We start from the raw sequence: 17,206 nt of genomic DNA, 5'->3' as shown, positions 1-17,206 counted from the left end.
CGCAGTAATCACCCATGTGACGAACCCATTCCCTACTCGGCGGCAGGTAGGGGGGAAATGCGCTTTCACCGAATCTAAAAAACGATAACGCCCACGATGGCAGCGTTGAGCATATTGGTACAAAAACCAGCAAAGAGGGCTTTGAGTCCTAGCGACGCCACCTCCGCGCGCCGCTCGGGGGCGAGCGCCCCAAAGGCACCAATTTGAATGGCAATAGATCCGAGGTTGGCAAAACCCGCGAGTGCAAAAGATGAGATAAGTATGGACTTTTCACTCAAGGTATCCACGTATTCGGAAAAAGCTGTATACCCCACAAATTCATTGAGGATCGTCTTCTGGCCGATGAAATTACCTACCAATGAGGCTTCGTCCCACGGTACCCCAATAGCCCACGCCAAAGGAGCAAAGATGAGGCCAAAAAGGCCTTCCAGCGACCAGTTCTCCTGACCAAATACGGAGCCAACTCCGCCCAATACTGCCGAAAGCATAGTAATGGTGGCGATAAAAGCGATAAGTAAACATCCAATGGTCACAGCGATCCGTCCACCGGAAAGCGCCCCGGCACCGATAGCGTCAATGAGATTCTCGGAGTGCTCATCACGCATGGTGCGAATATTGGCGTTTGCGCGAGATTCTTCGGTTTCCGGCATTAGGGCTTTTGCTACGATCAACGACCCAGGGGCGTTCATCACCGACGCGGCAAGGAGGTAGGGAAGTGGGGCGCCCAGAAGGGAGTAACCTACGAGGGTGGAGCCTGCGACGGAGGCGAAGCCACCGCTCATGCAGGCGAATAGTTCACTGCGGGTTAATTGGGGAATCCACGGGCGTATCACCAAAGGGGCCTCGGCCATACCGAGGAAAATGACAGTGGAAGCCCACACAGATTCTACCTTGGACGTGCCTAGAATTTTGTTGAGCGCCGAGCCGACTATCTCCACAAACCACTGCAGGACTCGTAAATAATAAAGGGCGCCGATAATAGCACCGAGGAAGATAACAACGGGGAGAACGTTGAGGGCAAAGACAAAGCCATTCTTTTCTCCAAACAGACCTCCGAATACAAAAGAGGTCCCAGCATTGCTAAAGCCAATAAGTTTTTCTAGACCCTCAGATACTTTCTTGAGCACTAAAAATCCTGGTTCCCATTTGAGCACGAGCAGCGCGAAGCTAATCTGCAAGGCGAAACCTACTCCGAGGGTGCGCCAGTTTATACTGCGTTTGGCATTAGAAAGGCAGAGCAGTATCACCATGATGGCGATAATTCCTATGAGGCCTTGCAGACGATCCATGGTCAATATTCTCCTAATACGATGCGGGAAGTCTGCGCGGGTACCCGGGTAGATGAGTGTAGAGGTATAGGTGTGCAGAGGTATGTGGGTGCAGAGGTTTATGGGTGCAGAGGTGCAATGAACGCTAATCGCTTTCGCAGCTAAAAGCAAAAGTTCTAAGATAGACGTTTTCCCAGCTCGAATGGTATAAATGCGAGCTGCGCAGATGAGATTTTCTTATTATTTTCTTGATTACTCGCTTCCCTCCCCAGCTCAGAAAAAGCGCCCATCTTTGCTACCCTGTTCTATATGCTGCTGCGAGATGAACAATCATTGCAGGCCGCCAAACTGTACTATCAAAAGGGCCTGAGTCAGGCCGAAGTCGCGGCCGAAATCGGGGTGTCACGGCCGACCGTCGCTAAGCTCTTGGCCTATGCCAGACAGCGTGGCTTCGTGGTTATAGAAATTAGAGATCCCCGTGACAAGGGAAGTTTCCTAGCGGAAAAGCTGGTAGAAATTTTTAGTCCCTACGGCCTGGAAGAAGCGCGCATTGTGCAAGCGGCCCGGCAGACCCCGGAGGAGATCTTAAAAGAGCTTGGACGAGTGGGCGCCTTGGTTCTCGAAGAACAGGTGCAGGACGGTCATATGGTGGGCGTGAGTTGGGGAAATACCATGTATGCCGTTGCCAAAGCGCTACGGCATAATCCCCATACTGGTGTAGAGATTGTGCAACTCAAAGGTGGACTGAGCTATACCAAGCGTTCTACCAACGATATTGAGACTATTAACAGATTCTGCCGTGCCTTCGATGCTTATGCGCGCACGCTCCCCTTGCCAGTGATTTTTGACAACGTTGAGGTTAAACGCACGGTGGAGAGCGATCGGCATATCTCCCATATTCTGGATATGGGCCGCCACACCGATGTGGTTATATTTACCGTTGGCTCCACCAGCGGGGATTCTCTTCCACTGACCTTAGGCTATTTGAGTGATACCGAAAAGCAGCTGATTTCAACGCGCGCGGTCGGTGATGCTTGTTCCCGTTTTTTCGACGAATATGGGCAGGTAGCGGTACCAAGTGTGGATGAACGCACCGTAGGGATCTCACTTGAGGATCTCGCTTCACGCCCGGTTCGCATTTTGGTAGCAGGAGGAGCGTCGAAGCTCAGAGCTATCAATACGGCGCTTGTCATGGGTCTGGCTTCGCATCTAGTCATTGATGGGGCGACCGCTCTCGCCCTTATTGCGCTGTGGGAGGACGCATAAAAATTACCCCCTGAATGCCACTGATTCGGGGGTAATTCTTATAGTGCTTACTTAAAAGTTAACTTAGAAAACAATAATGCCCACGACTGCAGCGTTGAGCATATTTGTGCAGAAACCGGCAAGGAGCGCCTTGAGCCCCATGGATGCCACTTCTGAGCGACGCTCTGGGGCGAGTGCGCCAAAGGCACCAATCTGGATCGCGATGGATGAGAGATTAGCAAAGCCTGCGAGAGCGAATGATGAGATGAGGATGGACTTCTCACTGAGGGTATCGACGTGCTCGGAGAACGCGGTATAGCCCACGAATTCATTGAGAATAGTCTTTTGGCCAATGAAATTACCCACGAGGGAAGCTTCTTCCCACGGAACGCCAATAGCCCACGCTAAAGGTGAGAATATGACGCCGAAGAGTCCTTCAAGCGACCAATTGTCCTGGCCAAAAATGGAACCGATACCTCCCAAGACTGCGGAGAGCATAGCAATGGTGGCAATAAAGGCAATGAGAAGGCAAGCAACGGTTACCGCGATACGACCGCCAGAGAGCGCGCCCGCACCAATGGCATCGATGACGTTTTTGGAGTGCTCGTCGCGCATATTGCGGACATTTGCATTAGCTTTGGGCACTTCGGTTTCTGGTACCAGCGCTTTGGCTACCATCAGGGAAGCTGGGGCATTCATGACTGAAGCTGCGAGTAGATAGGGCAGTGGCGCGCCTAGGAGGGAGTAGCCCACGAGGGTGGAGCCCGCGACGGACGCGAAGCCGCCGCTCATACAAGCGAATAATTCACTGCGTGTCAATTGCGGTATCCACGGGCGAATGACCAGGGGAGCCTCCGATTGGCCCAAGAAGATGACGGTAGAGGCCCATACGGACTCTACCTTGGAGGTGCCCATGATCTTATTGAGAGCAGTACCGACGATTTCGACGAACCACTGCAAGATGCGCAGGTAATACAAGGCGCCGATGAGGGCACCAAGGAAGATAATAACGGGAAGAACATTTAGGGCGAAGATGAATCCGTTATCTTCACCGAAGAGCCCGCCAAAGACAAAGGAGGTCCCGTGGTTGGTGAAGTCGATGAGTTTTTCTACCGCTCCAGATACTGCCTTGAGAGCGTGGAAGCCTGGTTCCCATTTGAGCACCAGGAGTGCGAAGCCGATTTGTAGGGCGAAACCCACGCCGAGGGTACGCCAGTTGATCTGCCGCTTGGCATTAGACAAGCTGAAGATGACCGCAAAGATTGCGATCACACCGATGAGTCCTTGCAGACGTTCCATCAGTTGGACCTCCTATGAAGGGTATGGGGAGATATTTAAGTATCGAGGTGTTCAGGGCCGAAAGAGTGGGGGAGGAGTTCTGTGAAGCTCAAGCTGTGCACCTCGCCTGTAGGGCCTTCGACGAAGACTTCTTGGCAGCCAAATTCACGCAGTACTTGGCGGCAGGATCCACACGGCCAGCAAGGGCTGGCCTTCAGACCCACGATGGCGACGCTGTGGATCTGTCGGGGGCTGTCGGGTTTGGTGGTAGCAATCATTGTTGTTGCGGCATTGCGCTCGGCGCAGAGGGTGAGACCGTAGCTAGCATTTTCAACATTGCATCCGGTAAATACTGTGCCGTCGGTGGTGAGTATGGCGGCGCCCACTTCGAAATTGCTATACGGGGCGTAGGCGTGATGGGCAGCCTCTTTAGCTGCGGCAATGAGCTCTTGAGGGCTCATGGTCATAATGTGGGCCTTCTTTCTGTAATTAAGGCAAGGGGGAGACACTGTGAGCGGTGGAACAAATGAAAAATCAACCCTTGACAATTGTTCTGGGCATGATAATAATCAGAGTCATAACTGAAAGCAAGAGATTAAAATAACGCTCCACGCATTTTGTGTTCCGCTTCACAATCAGGGTGGGATAGCTCAGTGCAGCAAAGGAAAGGAAGCAAGGCATGGCTGAACAATTCGATGTCGTCGATATCATCCGCACCAAACGGGACGGTGGAGAGCTCAGCACCGATCAAATCAACTGGGTCATCGACGCCTATACCCGCGGCGCAGTTGGCGATGAGCAAATGGCAGCATTGAATATGGCGATCTTTATTCGCGATATGGGCCGCCGAGAGATCGTGGACTGGACCCAAGCAATGATCAACTCCGGTGAGCGCATGAATTTCGATTCTCTCAGCAAGCCCACCACTGACAAGCACTCCACTGGCGGAGTCGGCGATAAGGTCACCCTCCCTCTCGGGCCGCTCGTATCCTCCTACGGGGTTGCTGTCCCACAGCTGTCCGGACGCGGACTTGGCCACACCGGTGGAACCCTCGATAAGCTCGAAGCAATCCCCGGTTGGCAGGCAGATGTGCCGAACGACCGCATGATGGCTATCTTGGAAGATTCCGGAGCCGTCGTTGCCGCAGCTGGTGCCGGACTTGCCCCAGCGGATAAGAAGATCTACGCACTGCGCGATATCACTGCCACCGTGGACTGCATTCCGCTAATCGCCTCGTCCATTATGAGTAAAAAGATCGCCGAAGGAACCGCCTCCCTCGTTCTCGATGTGAAGGTAGGCTCCGGCGCCTTTATGAAAGATCTTGATAAAGCCCGCCAGCTGGCAGAAACCATGGTGCAGTTAGGCAAGGATGCGGGAGTCAATACCCGCGCCCTCCTAACCGATATGAATATTCCGCTGGGAAGGAAAATCGGTAATGGTCTCGAAGTGGAAGAGAGCATCGAGGTTCTAGCCGGCGGTGGCCCTCAAGATCTCATCGAGATCACCTGCGAGCTCGCACGCCATATGCTCGATATGGCGGGTATCCCTGATGCCGACGTCGAGGAGGCCCTCAAGGATGGCCGCGCCATGGATTCGTGGCGCAAGATGATCCGCGCCCAGGGCGGCGACCCTGATGCACAGCTCGCCCGCGCTCCTCATACCCATGAAGTTTTCGCCGAACAAGACGGCTACCTCACCAAGCTTGATGCCTTGGCACTCGGCGTTGGTAGCTGGCGCCTGGGTGCTGGCCGAGCCCGAAAGGACGAACCCGTACAACTGACCGCTGGCATCGAGATTCACGCCGACTACGGTCAAGAAATCAAGAAGGGGCAAAAACTTTTGACCCTGCATACCGAAACCCCGGATCGTTTCGAGCGTGCTCTTGACTCGATCCTGCCAGGTATCGAAATCGGTGCCACTAAGCCAGCTGAACGCCGCATCATCTTGGATAAGGTTTTCTAAACGATCGGCCAATAATCGATAGCGCCCGCGTCGAGCGCACTGGTGGATAGTGGGGCCAGCACCTTACTATCCACCAATTCGGCGCCATAACCTCGTAACTAGAACACCCAATATTGACAAGGAGAATCATGACTCTTTCCCGCCAAGAACTCGCGCACTATATCGACCACACCATCCTCAAGCCCGAAGCCACCCGCGCCCAGGTTGAGGAACTCGTGCACGAAGCTAGTGAACTCGGCACCTTCTCAGTGTGCGTCTCTCCTTCCCAGCTTCCGCTGGAGACCCCTGAGCACGTCAAGGTAGCCACTGTGGTGGGCTTCCCGTCCGGTAATCACCACCCAGAGGTCAAGGCTTTTGAGGCCAAACTCGCCGTCTCTCACGGTGCAGATGAGGTAGATATGGTCATCAATATTTCCGATGCCGTAGAAAACCACTTTGAAAAAGTCGAACACGATATTCGTACCGTGCGCGAAGCTATTCCCGATGCCCTCCTTAAGGTCATCATCGAATCGGCCGCGCTCAGCGACGAGCAAATCGTGGCCTGCTGTGAGGCAGCCGAAAAGGCTGGTGCTGATTATGTCAAAACCTCCACGGGCTTCCACCCATCAGGCGGAGCCTCCACTCATGCGGTTTCCTTGATGGCGAAAACCGTGGGTGATCGCCTCGGCGTGAAGGCCTCCGGCGGCATCCGCGACACCGAAACTGCATTAGCCATGATTGACGCTGGTGCCACCCGACTAGGCTGCTCCGCCTCTAAGGCTATTGTCGAGGGTCTTGAATAATCATGAGCACCCTCAACGAGAAGGTCACGCAGTGGATCGCTCATGATCCCGACCCCGCAACCCAGAAGGAATTACAAGCCCTCCTCGACGCTGGTGACCATGAAGCCTTAGCGGAGCGCTTTCAAGGACCTTTGAGTTTTGGTACCGCGGGTCTTCGTGGCGCGGTAGCGGCGGGTGAATCCCGCATGAATGTCGCAACTGTATCTCGCGCTACCTACGGTGTTGGTAAATATCTCGTGGACCTCATCGATAGCCCTAAAGTGGTTGTGGGCTGCGACGCTCGCCACGGTTCCGCTGACTTTTATCAAGCAACCTGCGAGATCTTGAGTGCTCTTGGTATTGAGGTGCTGGCTCTCCCACAGCAACTCCCTACCCCGATTACCGCCTTCAGCGTGCGTTATTTCGATTGCGATGCAGGCATTATGGTCACTGCTTCGCATAATCCACCTCAAGATAATGGCTACAAGGTCTACCTCGGCGGTCGCGTGGTCCACGGTGAAGCGGAACAGGGCGTACAGCTCATCTCCCCAGCAGATGCAGAAATTTCCGCTCAGATCGATGCGGCTCCCTTCGCCGATGAGATAGCCCGCAACCGCGAACGTATCCGCGATATTGCTGCCGAAGAAGTCTTGGAACCGTATTTTGCTAGAGCCCTGGAGCTCCCTCAGGCACCAGCGACGACGTGTGATATTCCCATGGTCTTCACCGCCATGCATGGCGTGGGTGGAGCAACGTTAGGTGAAGCTCTCAAGCGCGCCGGGTTTAGCCATGCTTTCCCTTGCCCCGAGCAGCAGGAACCAGATCCTGATTTCCCAACCGTCGCTTTCCCTAACCCAGAGGAAGCGGGCGCACTTGATCTGTCCTACCAAGAAGCAGATCGTCGTGGAGCCGAGCTGATCTTGGCTCTCGATCCCGACGCGGATCGGTGCTCAGTGGCTATCAAACACAAGGGCACCTGGCGTCAGCTCTCAGGCGACGAGGTCGGTGCTCTTCTAGGTGAGGATATTGCCCGTGCCCACCACGGCGATGATGATGCCACTCTGGCCTGCAGTATCGTTTCTTCTCAACTTTTGGGTGAGATCGCTCGTGGTCATGGACTGAAATTTGCCAATACTCTCACGGGATTCAAGTGGATTGGGCGCACCCCCAACCTCATCTTTGGATACGAAGAAGCATTAGGGTATTGCTCGGATCCGCAAGCGGTGCGTGACAAAGACGGTATCACTGCCTGCCTGCGGGTAGCCGATCTTAATAAGCGCTTGGTCGCGGAAGGTAAGAATATCCAAGATCTTCTCGACGAGATTGCACAGGCATACGGCCTGTATAAGACCAGTCCTCTAACGTTCCGCGTGGCAGATACCAGCTTGATCCAACAAGGTCTGCACAATTTGGAGACCACGGCGCCGAAAACTCTAGGTGGCGCCGAGGTGACAGAATTTAGTAACCTTTCGGATGGCTTCCGTGGGCTACCAGGTACCCCGGGTTTCTGGATTGCCACCAGCGCCAAGGACCGCATTGTGGTGCGCCCGAGCGGTACCGAACCGAAGCTGAAATGCTACCTCGAAGTAGTATCGGATTCTCATAAGAATGCAGATGAGCGCCTCGACGCTCTCAAGATAGAGCTCAAAGAAATTCTTGGCTTTTAGCTCAACGCCACTCGGAGCCGCCTATTCCATTACGTGGAAAAGGCGGCTCCCTTTATTTATCCTTCGGTCTTTTTAGGTCGACCCGGTCTCGGGATATCACCAATATCGCGAGGCAGGCGCCCTCGGTTCTTAAGTGCCTCCCGCAAAAGAATCTCGATTTGAGCGTTGACGCTGATAAAACTATCGTCAGCTAATTGCTTAACAGCGCGGTGAATAGCGGGATCGAGTCTGAGGGGGAGGGCTTTACGCGGTGCCACTAGCTATATAGACTACCGGCGTTAACCACAGGTTGAGTCGAGGTATCCGAGCACAGCACCACTAAGAGGTTGGATACCATCGCGGCGCGACGCTCAGGATCTAGGTCGACAATATTGCGGCGTTCGATTTGTTCCAGCGCTGAGTCAACCATCGAGACCGCACCCTCCACGATAGTTTCGCGGGCATCGACAATGGCAGAGGCTTGCTGCCGCCTCAGCATTGCTTGAGCGATCTCTGGGGAATAGGAGAGTGAAGAAATTCGCGCCTCGATAATATCAATACCGGCAACGACGGCACGTGCCGCAACTTCTCGAGCTAATTCCTCACTGACGAGATCGGTACTGCCGCTTAGTGATGGAATATGGTCAACATCTTGGGAATCATAGGGGTGTGTGGTGGCGACGTGGCGCAATGCTGATTCAGCCTGGGATTGGATAAAGTCTTCCACCTCCTCTACGGCGAAGTGTGCTTTCGCGGTATCGGTGATCTGCCAGACGACAATAGCACCGATCGTAATCGGGTTGCTGTTGAGATCGTTGACCTTGGTCGTCGCAGTCTCGAAATTACGAACCCTGACGCTGATTTTCCTGGACATATGCAAGGGGTAAATCAGGTGTAAGCCATCAGCGCGAAGAGTGCCCTTGTAGGAACCAAAAAACTGCACAATGAGCGTTTGTCCAGGAGAAATGATGCGAATATGAAGAAGAATGAAACCTAGCACTACTACGAAAAACCCTACGAGGCCGTCCGCCCAGACGTCGGGGATAACAAAGGCGGTTAGGGCCGCGAGGATTACGAGGATGAAGGAGGTGAGCATAATTGCTACTGCTGTGGCACCCCGGAAGGACTGAGCTGGTACTTCATTGATGGATATATTGGTATTGCTTGCGGTTGGGACTTGGAGCGGGGCGTCCATAGAGCTCTCCTAGGCGTTGAGGGGATAAAAAGTGATATCACTTTTTTACGCTAGCACTGCTCCGCCGCCAATAGAAGCCACTGGGGAAATGGGTCTGAAAAGGGCGATTGTCTAGGTGTTCGCTACAGGCGTACAGCTCTAAAAACTACCCGTGGACTGGAAAAACACCGCCTTGATGACTGTTGGATCGAACGTTGATCGCCGAGAGTGTTTTTTCCTGCGATAACATAAGGGCTATTAGCTGTAGAGACAAAAGGAGATCACTTATACCATGTTCGAGCGTTTTACCGACCGAGCTAGGCGCGTTATCGTGCTGGCTCAAGAAGAGGCACGCACTCTTAACCACAACTATATTGGTACCGAACACATTCTCTTAGGTCTTATCCACGAAGGTGAAGGTGTTGCCGCCAAAGCCCTTGAGTCTATGGGCATCTCACTCAAGGCCGTGCGCCAAGAGGTGGAAGATATTATCGGCAAAGGTTCCGAGGCTCCCGTTGGTCATATTCCCTTTACGCCTCGAGCTAAGAAAGTTCTCGAACTCTCCCTTCGTGAGGGACTGCAGATGGGGCACAAATATATCGGCACCGAATTTCTACTCCTTGGGCTCATTCGCGAAGGCGATGGGGTAGCAGCTCAAGTATTAGTGAAACTCGGCGCTGATCTACCTCGGGTGCGTCAACAGGTTATTCAGTTACTTTCCGGCTACGAGGGGGAGAATAAGGATAATCCCGAGGGGCCAGAGGCAGTGGGTGCCGGCAGTACCGTAGGCAATTCCAGCCCGCGCGGGGGCCGCGGCGGCCAGGACCGCTCCAATTCCCTAGTTTTAGATCAGTTCGGCCGAAACCTTACCCAGGCAGCGCGTGAAGGTAAGCTGGATCCCGTTGTGGGCCGTGAGCAAGAGATTGAACGCATTATGCAGGTGCTCTCGCGTCGTACGAAGAATAATCCAGTGCTCATCGGTGAACCAGGCGTCGGCAAAACTGCTGTTGTCGAGGGATTAGCTTTAGATATTGTCAATGGCAAGGTTCCCGAGACCCTCAAGGATAAGCAGGTTTACTCCCTCGACTTAGGCTCGCTGGTCGCAGGTTCTCGTTATCGTGGTGATTTCGAGGAGCGCCTGAAGAAGGTGCTCAAGGAAATCAACCAGCGCGGCGATATTATCCTCTTCATTGATGAGATTCACACTCTTGTTGGTGCTGGTGCTGCTGAAGGTGCCATCGATGCTGCATCCCTGCTCAAGCCGAAGCTGGCACGTGGTGAACTACAAACTATAGGTGCAACTACACTTGATGAGTACCGCAAGCATATTGAAAAAGATGCTGCGCTCGAGCGCCGTTTCCAGCCTGTCAATGTTCCTGAGCCATCGGTGGAAGATACCATCGAGATCTTGAAGGGTCTGCGCGACCGCTACGAGGCTCACCACCGAGTCTCTATCACGGATACAGCTTTGGCCGCCGCAGCGAATTTGAGCTCACGGTATATCAATGATCGCTTCTTGCCCGATAAAGCTGTCGATCTTATCGACGAAGCGGGTGCCCGGATGCGCATCAAGAGAATGACTGCGCCGGAATCCCTGCGCGAAGTTGATGAGCGCATTGCTGAAGTGCGCAAACAAAAAGAAGCCGCCATTGATGCCCAAGATTTCGAGAAAGCTGCGGGTCTGCGCGATCAAGAGCGCACACTCGGTGAAGAACGCGATGAGAAGGAAAAGCAATGGCGTAACGGTGATCTCGAGGATATTGCCGAGGTAGGCGAAGAGCAGATTGCTGAGGTGCTTGCTAATTGGACAGGCATCCCCGTATTCAAGCTCACCGAGGAAGAATCCTCTCGCCTGCTTCATATGGAAGACGAGCTGCACAAGCGCATTATCGGCCAAAACGATGCCGTCAAGGCTGTGGCGCGTGCTATTAGGCGCACACGAGCCGGCCTTAAGGATCCGCGTCGCCCATCCGGTTCCTTCATCTTTGCCGGCCCATCAGGTGTGGGTAAAACGGAGCTATCAAAAGCACTCGCGAATTTCCTCTTTGGGGAAGATGACGCGCTGATCCAGATCGATATGGGTGAATTCCACGATCGCTTTACAGCCTCCCGTCTCTTCGGTGCCCCTCCAGGATATGTGGGCTATGAAGAAGGCGGCCAATTAACCGAGAAGGTTCGCCGCAAACCATTCTCCGTGGTACTTTTTGACGAGATCGAAAAGGCGCACAAGGAAATTTACAATACCCTGCTGCAGGTGCTCGAAGATGGCCGGCTGACCGATGGTCAAGGGCGAGTGGTGGATTTCAAGAATACTGTTTTGATTTTCACGTCGAACCTAGGCACGAGAGATATTTCTAAGGCAGTCGGTATCGGCTTTAGCTCTTCTGACGATAACGGCGTCGAGGGCCAGTACGAGCGGATGAAGAATAAGGTCCACGACGAGCTTAAGAAGCACTTCAGGCCCGAATTCCTCAACCGCATCGACGATATTGTAGTCTTCCACCAGCTCACCCAAAGCGAGATTGTGGAGATGGTGGATCTGCTCATCGCTCGCGTGGAGAAGGCACTTGCTGCCAAGGATATGGGTATTGAGCTATCTACAAAGGCTAAGAATCTTCTGGCCAAACGCGGCTTCGATCCAGTGCTAGGTGCTCGTCCTTTGCGCCGCACCATTCAGCGGGAGATCGAAGATGCCTTGAGTGAGAAGATCCTCTTTGGTGAAATAGGTGCCGGTGAGATTGTGACCGTGGATGTTGATGGCTGGGATGGTGAATCTAAGAATATTGCGGATGCAACTTTCACCTTTAGCCCCCGCCCAAAGCCACTGCCTGACTTGCCTGGGCTCAGCCCCGCGGAACAAGCCCAAGAAGAAGTTATTGAGGCTAGTGAAGCTCCTACCCCGGAGGAGGAATCTGAAAGCGCTACCGCTGATGGAGAGCGAGGCCGACATTTTTTGACAGCAGAAGATTCCCCCGAGGATGAGGATCGCGAGTCTTAAGATAAGTCCACTGTTTTAGTGTTGAAAAACCGCCCCCCGCGTAAAGGTGTGGGGGCGGTTTTTGGCTGTGGCTATAAAGAGATTTTGGCGGGTTAATTGTGAAATTAATCACCATACCGCCCATGAGTCAGCGGACGAACGGGCTGTGGTGGCCCAATATGGGGGGAGGGGCTGGCGTAGCAAGGCGGCGGGTTATTGCTCCGCAGAACTAAGAGATAGCTCTCCATACCCCCGAGGGGGTGCGGAGAGCTTTTTATGTGAAAATGCTAAGCGATCTTAAGTATTTTTTGAATATTTTGGAGCCGATTTGAGGCCGGCCTGGGGTGCGGCGGGCACGAATCGGTAGACGTTGATATGACACCTATAATTGCTGAGGTTCAACTTAGGCAGCTTCGAATAGTTTCGAAGATTACTGAAAGATATCTCCCTTAGACAATGAAGACGCAATTACATTACAACGCGCAACCCAACCCATTTCTGGGGCCATTGGGAACCGCCACTATGCATGGCGACGCCCAGGCCTCGGACTGCACCCCATTGCCCGGGCCGGGCGCAGGACCTTGGGATATACAAGCCCTCAACTTGGGTGGAGCCTGCCCCACAGTCTTGGTAGGCCACGATGATTTCATTCAGGTCCTCACCACCCAGCGCTTTGGCAGCGACCTCACGTTTCTGCAACCAAAGATCTCCCTCCTCCACCCCAATGGATCTCTTCTCAGCTCGCTGGAAATTCCTAAGGGCGCCTTGCTTGGGGCTGTATACGCCTATATCGACCACCGCAATCGCATGGTGGTCACCGACGGTACCGGAACACTAATTCGCGTCGCACACGATGCATCTGGGTCTGCTCTTTATGTTGATCAGCGTGCTGATCTATCAAGTTTTCTCTCTCAGCAGCCTGGAGACCAGATCGTGGGATTGACCCCCGATTGGTCAGGTCGTGTCTGGCTGGCCTCGCGTAACGGCCGGGTGGCCGTCATGGATGAAAATCTCCGCGAGGTGCGCGGCATCACCCTCAACCACTTCGATCCCACCGGGGAGCGAGTAGATAACTCCATTTCCTCGGCCCCCGAGGGTGTCTCGGTCATCACCAACCGCGGGATGTATCTGCTTGATTGGCGCAGCGGTCGGCCGGAGGTCGTTTGGTCTGTGGGTTACGATTACGGCTCACACCGTAAACCCGGAAAATTGGCGTACGGCTCCGGGGCTTCGCCCACGTTCTTTGGGCCAAATGGCAGCGACTACCTCATGCTCACCGATAACGGGGATATCCAGGAGTCCGTCGTAGTCTACGAGACAGCAACTGCCAAGGAGCTGGGGCGAGCGGGGCTTTTCATGCCATTTAAGTCTGGCAGCGAGAATTCCATGATCGGCATCGGTCATACGATTATTGCCGCCTGCACCTATGGTTATCCCTATCCTCGCTATCCAGAGGGGGCCGGCCCCTCCATGCCAGCTCACGATCTCTTCTCCCCTGGATTTGAGCGCTGGGATCTAGGCGCTCGCGGTCTCAAGCAGGTGTGGAGGCGAGAAGATATCTATTCCTCCGCCGTCCCGCGATACTCAGCCGCAGATGGGTTGATTTATACCTGCGAACGCCCTCGAGGACCTGCCGGTCTTGCTAATGGGATTACCGTCAACGCCGTTGCCATCGATATTGAGACCGGCCAAACCGTATATTCTCAACGCCTACCAGGGCTAGTCACTCTTTTGGGTACTGACACCCTTCAGATGGTGGGCACCATCGACTCCTATGGAACCTGGTGGCAGGGCACCATTGGTGGCATTTTCCGAATCTCTCGAAAGGGGCAGTAGAGATGCTCTCTCGCCGTGATTTTATGACATCGATAGCCGTAACTGGTGCCGTTATGGTCGCATCCAGTGCGCTACCTGCAGCAGCGCGCCCTCATGGGCAAGCGCAAACGGAGCTTATTACTCTTGATTTCGCTGAACTAAATCCCGCTGGTCTACCGCGTTACCTCGTGATATCCAATCCGACAGATATGGTGCTGGATGCAGTGAATATCCGCATGAATGCACGCCAGCTGGATTCAGCTGGACTTATTGGTATGGCTTCCCAGGCCATTCCAGCTCTCGAAGGTGACCACGGCTTCAAATCTGAAGATGGCGTGTGGAATTTCCGCCTGCCAGAAGCCATCTCGCCACAGGTGACATCGATCTTCGAACTGCAGTGGACCGGTGAGCCTGCAACAGGGCTACGACTTCTAGCAACCGCACAGCTTAGTACCGATCACAACGATTATTATGAGGTTTTTTCCCAGGAGTTTGTTGTTGGTCAACCATTCTCAAGCTCGCTTCAGGTAGTCCCCTCCCGGCCGCGGCGCCCAGAACGACCTGAGCAGCCGAAGCAACCGAAGCGACCGCGCCGGCGGCGCCCGAAGCCACGCCCTCGAACCCAAACCCCTTGGTGGAAAACATTCCCCTTCTAAGTAAATGACCTCCCCAGTCTGCGGGGAGGTCATTTATTTTCGGGTGACTATGTTGCTGGGCAATTATTCAAAGCCGGGCGATCCAGGAAGCGATCGTATAGGTAGCGTGCAGCCTCAGGCAGATCACCAAAGGCCTGCGCCGCGTGATTAAGCCCGGAAGGAATGCTCGGGGTTATGACCGGAAGTGATGATTCGAAGTAGTAGACCTCAGCGCCTAGCTGACAGTAGTCGCGACTTAGTTGGCGCACTTGCGCATTAGGAACGAGATCGTCGTGAATTGCCGAGCCCACCATAATGGGAGCGCTTGGCTTCTTTCTTCCCAGTTTTTGGCGGTCGAGAATCTTAATAATCCGCGGATCGCTGCCGAGACTTTCGCTTAGTGTGCGCCCATCTTTGGTAAAGAACCTTGTAGTTTTGAGTCCATCGTCGACGGCGGCATCTGCTAGGCAGCTACGTGCTGAGCGCCTTAAGAATTCCTCACCAGCTTCATTGAGATATTCCTTTACGATCGATCTAAATTCCGGATCGCGTGCCGCATAGCTATTGATAGACATTCCCAGGACACCGGAAATGCTCGAGCCGTCGATCGCCTTGATGACCTGGGGGAGATCAGCTGGTACCGCACCGGCGTAGGTCCCCTTAACATTGAGTTCGGGGGCATAGCTCGAGGCAAATTCCGCGGCTGCTGCAGCAGCGCCACCACCTTGGCTATAACCGTAGAAGGCAATGGGGGAGCGCGGGTCTACGTTGGCTACAGATAGTGCTGCGCGGGCAGCATCCAGAACCGCGTGAGCCTCTTCAATATTATTGACATAGGTGTGCACCCCCTCAGTTCCCAAACCTATATAGTCCGTGTTCACTACCCTCATCCCGAGCTCCAGGAGATGATATTGCACGATAATCTCGTAGTTGATTCCCAGCGCCTTATCAGGGCGTGAATAGGATCCCAGAAGGTATGCACCGCGCGAGGGAGCGCAAATATCTGCTTGACCACGGGTGCCGGGGGCAAAGATCACTGTGGGCACAGGGCCCGGTCCGCGCCATGGGTTCCGAGGCTCCATAATATAGCCACTGACTGGAACTGGGCGGCCATCCTGAGTGGTGGACGTATAGAGGATCTTCTGTGCATATGCGGGAAATCGCGGGCCGAAAGTATTGAGGAGATGGGGAGCCGGCTGAGTTCTTAAGACTGCACCCGGGCGCGGATCCATAACCTCAGGAGTAGCGTAAAAAGCATCGTCGATAGGCGATTCAACCCACGCATCAGTTCGGTGTGTCCCGGCCCAATCAACACCCGCAATTACATCATTGACTGAGGATTGGGCTACTGCGGGTACTGCAAGAACACAACTTCCCACGCTGAGAGCAATAGCTGAAATGGCCCCGATAAGGCGTTGTCTACTTTTCATACCACCAATCTAACCGAGTCTGATGAAAAAATAATAGATTCTAGTGGGGAAGATGGAAGAACCCATTGCTTTCTTGGGCCAGTTTGTCTCGTATAAGCCCCTCCAGGGCGCGCGTGTACTGCTCACTGTCAGGCCATATCGTGGCCAAATCCATCGCACTGACTGGGTGCTCGGCGTGGCGCAACACAGCCATAATTTTGCCGCGGACCTCGCGGTCGGTTCCACTGAATTTTTGTACTCTGTGACGTGCTATCTCCCGTTCTTGAGTGCTCGGCTCGGGGCATCCAGCTCGTTGCCACGCACATAGGCCAGTTAAGGGGCATCGATCACAGGCGGGAATGGTCTTGCAAACGAGTGCCCCCAACTCCATAAGTCCAACGGAGAATTGAGGAGCGTCGCTAGCGGGAAGCAAATCCTCGAGCTCACGTAATTCACGCTTGCTGGTAGAGCTTTTAGGATTAAGATAGCGGGCGTAAATGAGACGCGAGAGTACCCTACGCACATTGGTATCTAGTACCGGTACTCGTTGGCCGAAGGCAAAAGCCGCAACCGCAGCGGCTGTATAGGTGCCAATTCCTGGCAACGACAATAATGAGCCCAGATCACTGGGCACTTCATTGCCATACTCATGGGCAATGACGGTAGCGCATTCTTTTAGCCGTAATGCTCGTCGCGGATAGCCGAGACGGTCCCATGCTTTTAAGATATCGGCGGTGGGAGCATGGGCCAGATCGCGCGGCTCCGGCCACCGATGCATCCACGCCTGCCAGAGAGGTTCCACACGAGCCACCGGGGTTTGCTGGCTCATCACTTCACTGACCAAGATGCCCCACGCGCTCGTCGCTGGCGTGCGCCAAATTATCTCCCGGGCGTTATGGGAATACCACTGAATAACAGTATTCTGAATATGCGCTAAATCTTCTGGAGGGAGGAGCTGAGGTGATGGTGATGTGTGCATGAGAACGCTCTATTCTATCGTGCCTATTTCCACCAGCGCTACCGCCGTGTAAAAAT

At 54.0% G+C, this 17,206-nt stretch carries 14 protein-coding genes; 7 read left to right on the top strand and 7 right to left on the bottom strand.

Annotation, left to right across the window (positions count from 1 at the left end; translation table 11 throughout):
* Nucleotides 1-74: 74 nt before the first annotated feature.
* The gene (locus tag NXS13_RS05940; protein ID WP_259158411.1) at nucleotides 75-1,289 is read right to left on the bottom strand and encodes a NupC/NupG family nucleoside CNT transporter; all 1,215 of its coding nucleotides are present in this window, start codon (nucleotides 1,287-1,289) and stop codon (nucleotides 75-77) included.
* Between the two features lie 288 nt (nucleotides 1,290-1,577).
* Here NXS13_RS05940 and NXS13_RS05935 point away from each other — a divergent pair, with 288 nt between their 5' ends.
* On the top strand, nucleotides 1,578-2,534 hold the full coding sequence (locus NXS13_RS05935) for a sugar-binding transcriptional regulator (RefSeq protein ID WP_259078839.1): 957 nt from the start codon (nucleotides 1,578-1,580) through the stop codon (nucleotides 2,532-2,534).
* A gap of 63 nt (nucleotides 2,535-2,597) precedes the next feature.
* On the opposite strand, the gene NXS13_RS05930 is transcribed toward NXS13_RS05935, so the two are convergent.
* Together NXS13_RS05930 and NXS13_RS05925 are read right to left on the bottom strand one after the other, a co-directional pair.
* Nucleotides 2,598-3,812: a NupC/NupG family nucleoside CNT transporter gene (locus NXS13_RS05930; protein ID WP_259078841.1), complete on the bottom strand. Its 1,215-nt coding sequence runs from the start codon at nucleotides 3,810-3,812 to the stop codon at nucleotides 2,598-2,600.
* A gap of 35 nt (nucleotides 3,813-3,847) precedes the next feature.
* Nucleotides 3,848-4,300 carry a cytidine deaminase gene (locus NXS13_RS05925; RefSeq protein ID WP_396124758.1) on the bottom strand — a complete coding sequence of 151 codons (453 nt, stop codon included), beginning with the start codon at nucleotides 4,298-4,300 and terminating at the stop codon, nucleotides 3,848-3,850.
* A gap of 170 nt (nucleotides 4,301-4,470) precedes the next feature.
* On the opposite strand from NXS13_RS05925, the gene NXS13_RS05920 reads away from it, so the two are divergent.
* From NXS13_RS05920 to NXS13_RS05910, 3 genes are all read left to right on the top strand, one after another.
* Nucleotides 4,471-5,754, top strand: a complete 1,284-nt coding sequence (locus tag NXS13_RS05920; RefSeq protein ID WP_259078859.1) for a thymidine phosphorylase — start codon at nucleotides 4,471-4,473, stop codon at nucleotides 5,752-5,754.
* 128 nt (nucleotides 5,755-5,882) lie between these two features.
* Nucleotides 5,883-6,536, top strand: a complete 654-nt coding sequence (deoC, locus tag NXS13_RS05915) for a deoxyribose-phosphate aldolase (RefSeq protein ID WP_259078861.1) — start codon at nucleotides 5,883-5,885, stop codon at nucleotides 6,534-6,536.
* 2 nt (nucleotides 6,537-6,538) lie between these two features.
* A complete protein-coding gene (locus NXS13_RS05910) occupies nucleotides 6,539-8,182 on the top strand; it encodes a phospho-sugar mutase (RefSeq protein WP_259158410.1) in 1,644 nt (547 codons plus the stop codon).
* A gap of 56 nt (nucleotides 8,183-8,238) precedes the next feature.
* On the opposite strand, the gene NXS13_RS05905 is transcribed toward NXS13_RS05910, so the two are convergent.
* Together NXS13_RS05905 and NXS13_RS05900 are read right to left on the bottom strand one after the other, a co-directional pair.
* Nucleotides 8,239-8,439 carry a hypothetical protein gene (locus tag NXS13_RS05905; RefSeq protein ID WP_259078864.1) on the bottom strand — a complete coding sequence of 67 codons (201 nt, stop codon included), beginning with the start codon at nucleotides 8,437-8,439 and terminating at the stop codon, nucleotides 8,239-8,241.
* Nucleotides 8,439-9,356, bottom strand: a complete 918-nt coding sequence (locus NXS13_RS05900; RefSeq protein WP_396124937.1) for an SPFH domain-containing protein — start codon at nucleotides 9,354-9,356, stop codon at nucleotides 8,439-8,441. The genes NXS13_RS05905 and NXS13_RS05900 overlap by 1 nt, the downstream gene beginning before the upstream one ends.
* Before the next feature lie 271 nt (nucleotides 9,357-9,627).
* Between NXS13_RS05900 and NXS13_RS05895 the strand changes: the two genes are divergently transcribed.
* The 3 genes from NXS13_RS05895 to NXS13_RS05885 all read left to right on the top strand — a co-directional run bounded on the left by NXS13_RS05895 (nucleotide 9,628) and on the right by NXS13_RS05885 (nucleotide 14,783).
* Nucleotides 9,628-12,333: an ATP-dependent Clp protease ATP-binding subunit gene (locus NXS13_RS05895; protein WP_259289488.1), complete on the top strand. Its 2,706-nt coding sequence runs from the start codon at nucleotides 9,628-9,630 to the stop codon at nucleotides 12,331-12,333.
* A 435-nt stretch (nucleotides 12,334-12,768) separates the two neighbouring features.
* Nucleotides 12,769-14,148: a 6-pyruvoyl tetrahydrobiopterin synthase gene (locus NXS13_RS05890; protein ID WP_259078867.1), complete on the top strand. Its 1,380-nt coding sequence runs from the start codon at nucleotides 12,769-12,771 to the stop codon at nucleotides 14,146-14,148.
* Nucleotides 14,149-14,150: 2 nt separating this feature from the next.
* Nucleotides 14,151-14,783 carry a twin-arginine translocation signal domain-containing protein gene (locus tag NXS13_RS05885; protein WP_259078869.1) on the top strand — a complete coding sequence of 211 codons (633 nt, stop codon included), beginning with the start codon at nucleotides 14,151-14,153 and terminating at the stop codon, nucleotides 14,781-14,783.
* 47 nt (nucleotides 14,784-14,830) lie between these two features.
* Here NXS13_RS05885 and NXS13_RS05880 read toward each other — a convergent pair whose 3' ends face one another.
* Together NXS13_RS05880 and NXS13_RS05875 are read right to left on the bottom strand one after the other, a co-directional pair.
* Nucleotides 14,831-16,192, bottom strand: a complete 1,362-nt coding sequence (locus NXS13_RS05880) for a lipase family protein (RefSeq protein WP_259158409.1) — start codon at nucleotides 16,190-16,192, stop codon at nucleotides 14,831-14,833.
* A gap of 40 nt (nucleotides 16,193-16,232) precedes the next feature.
* On the bottom strand, nucleotides 16,233-17,150 hold the full coding sequence (locus NXS13_RS05875; protein WP_259078872.1) for an A/G-specific adenine glycosylase: 918 nt from the start codon (nucleotides 17,148-17,150) through the stop codon (nucleotides 16,233-16,235).
* Nucleotides 17,151-17,206 lie beyond the last annotated feature (56 nt).

The sequence above is a fragment of the Corynebacterium sp. ES2730-CONJ genome, from assembly GCF_024834055.1.
Classification (GTDB): Bacteria; Actinomycetota; Actinomycetes; order Mycobacteriales; family Mycobacteriaceae; genus Corynebacterium.
The sequence above is the reverse complement of the archived record's forward strand: the minus strand, read 5'-3'. Positions and strand labels throughout refer to the sequence as shown.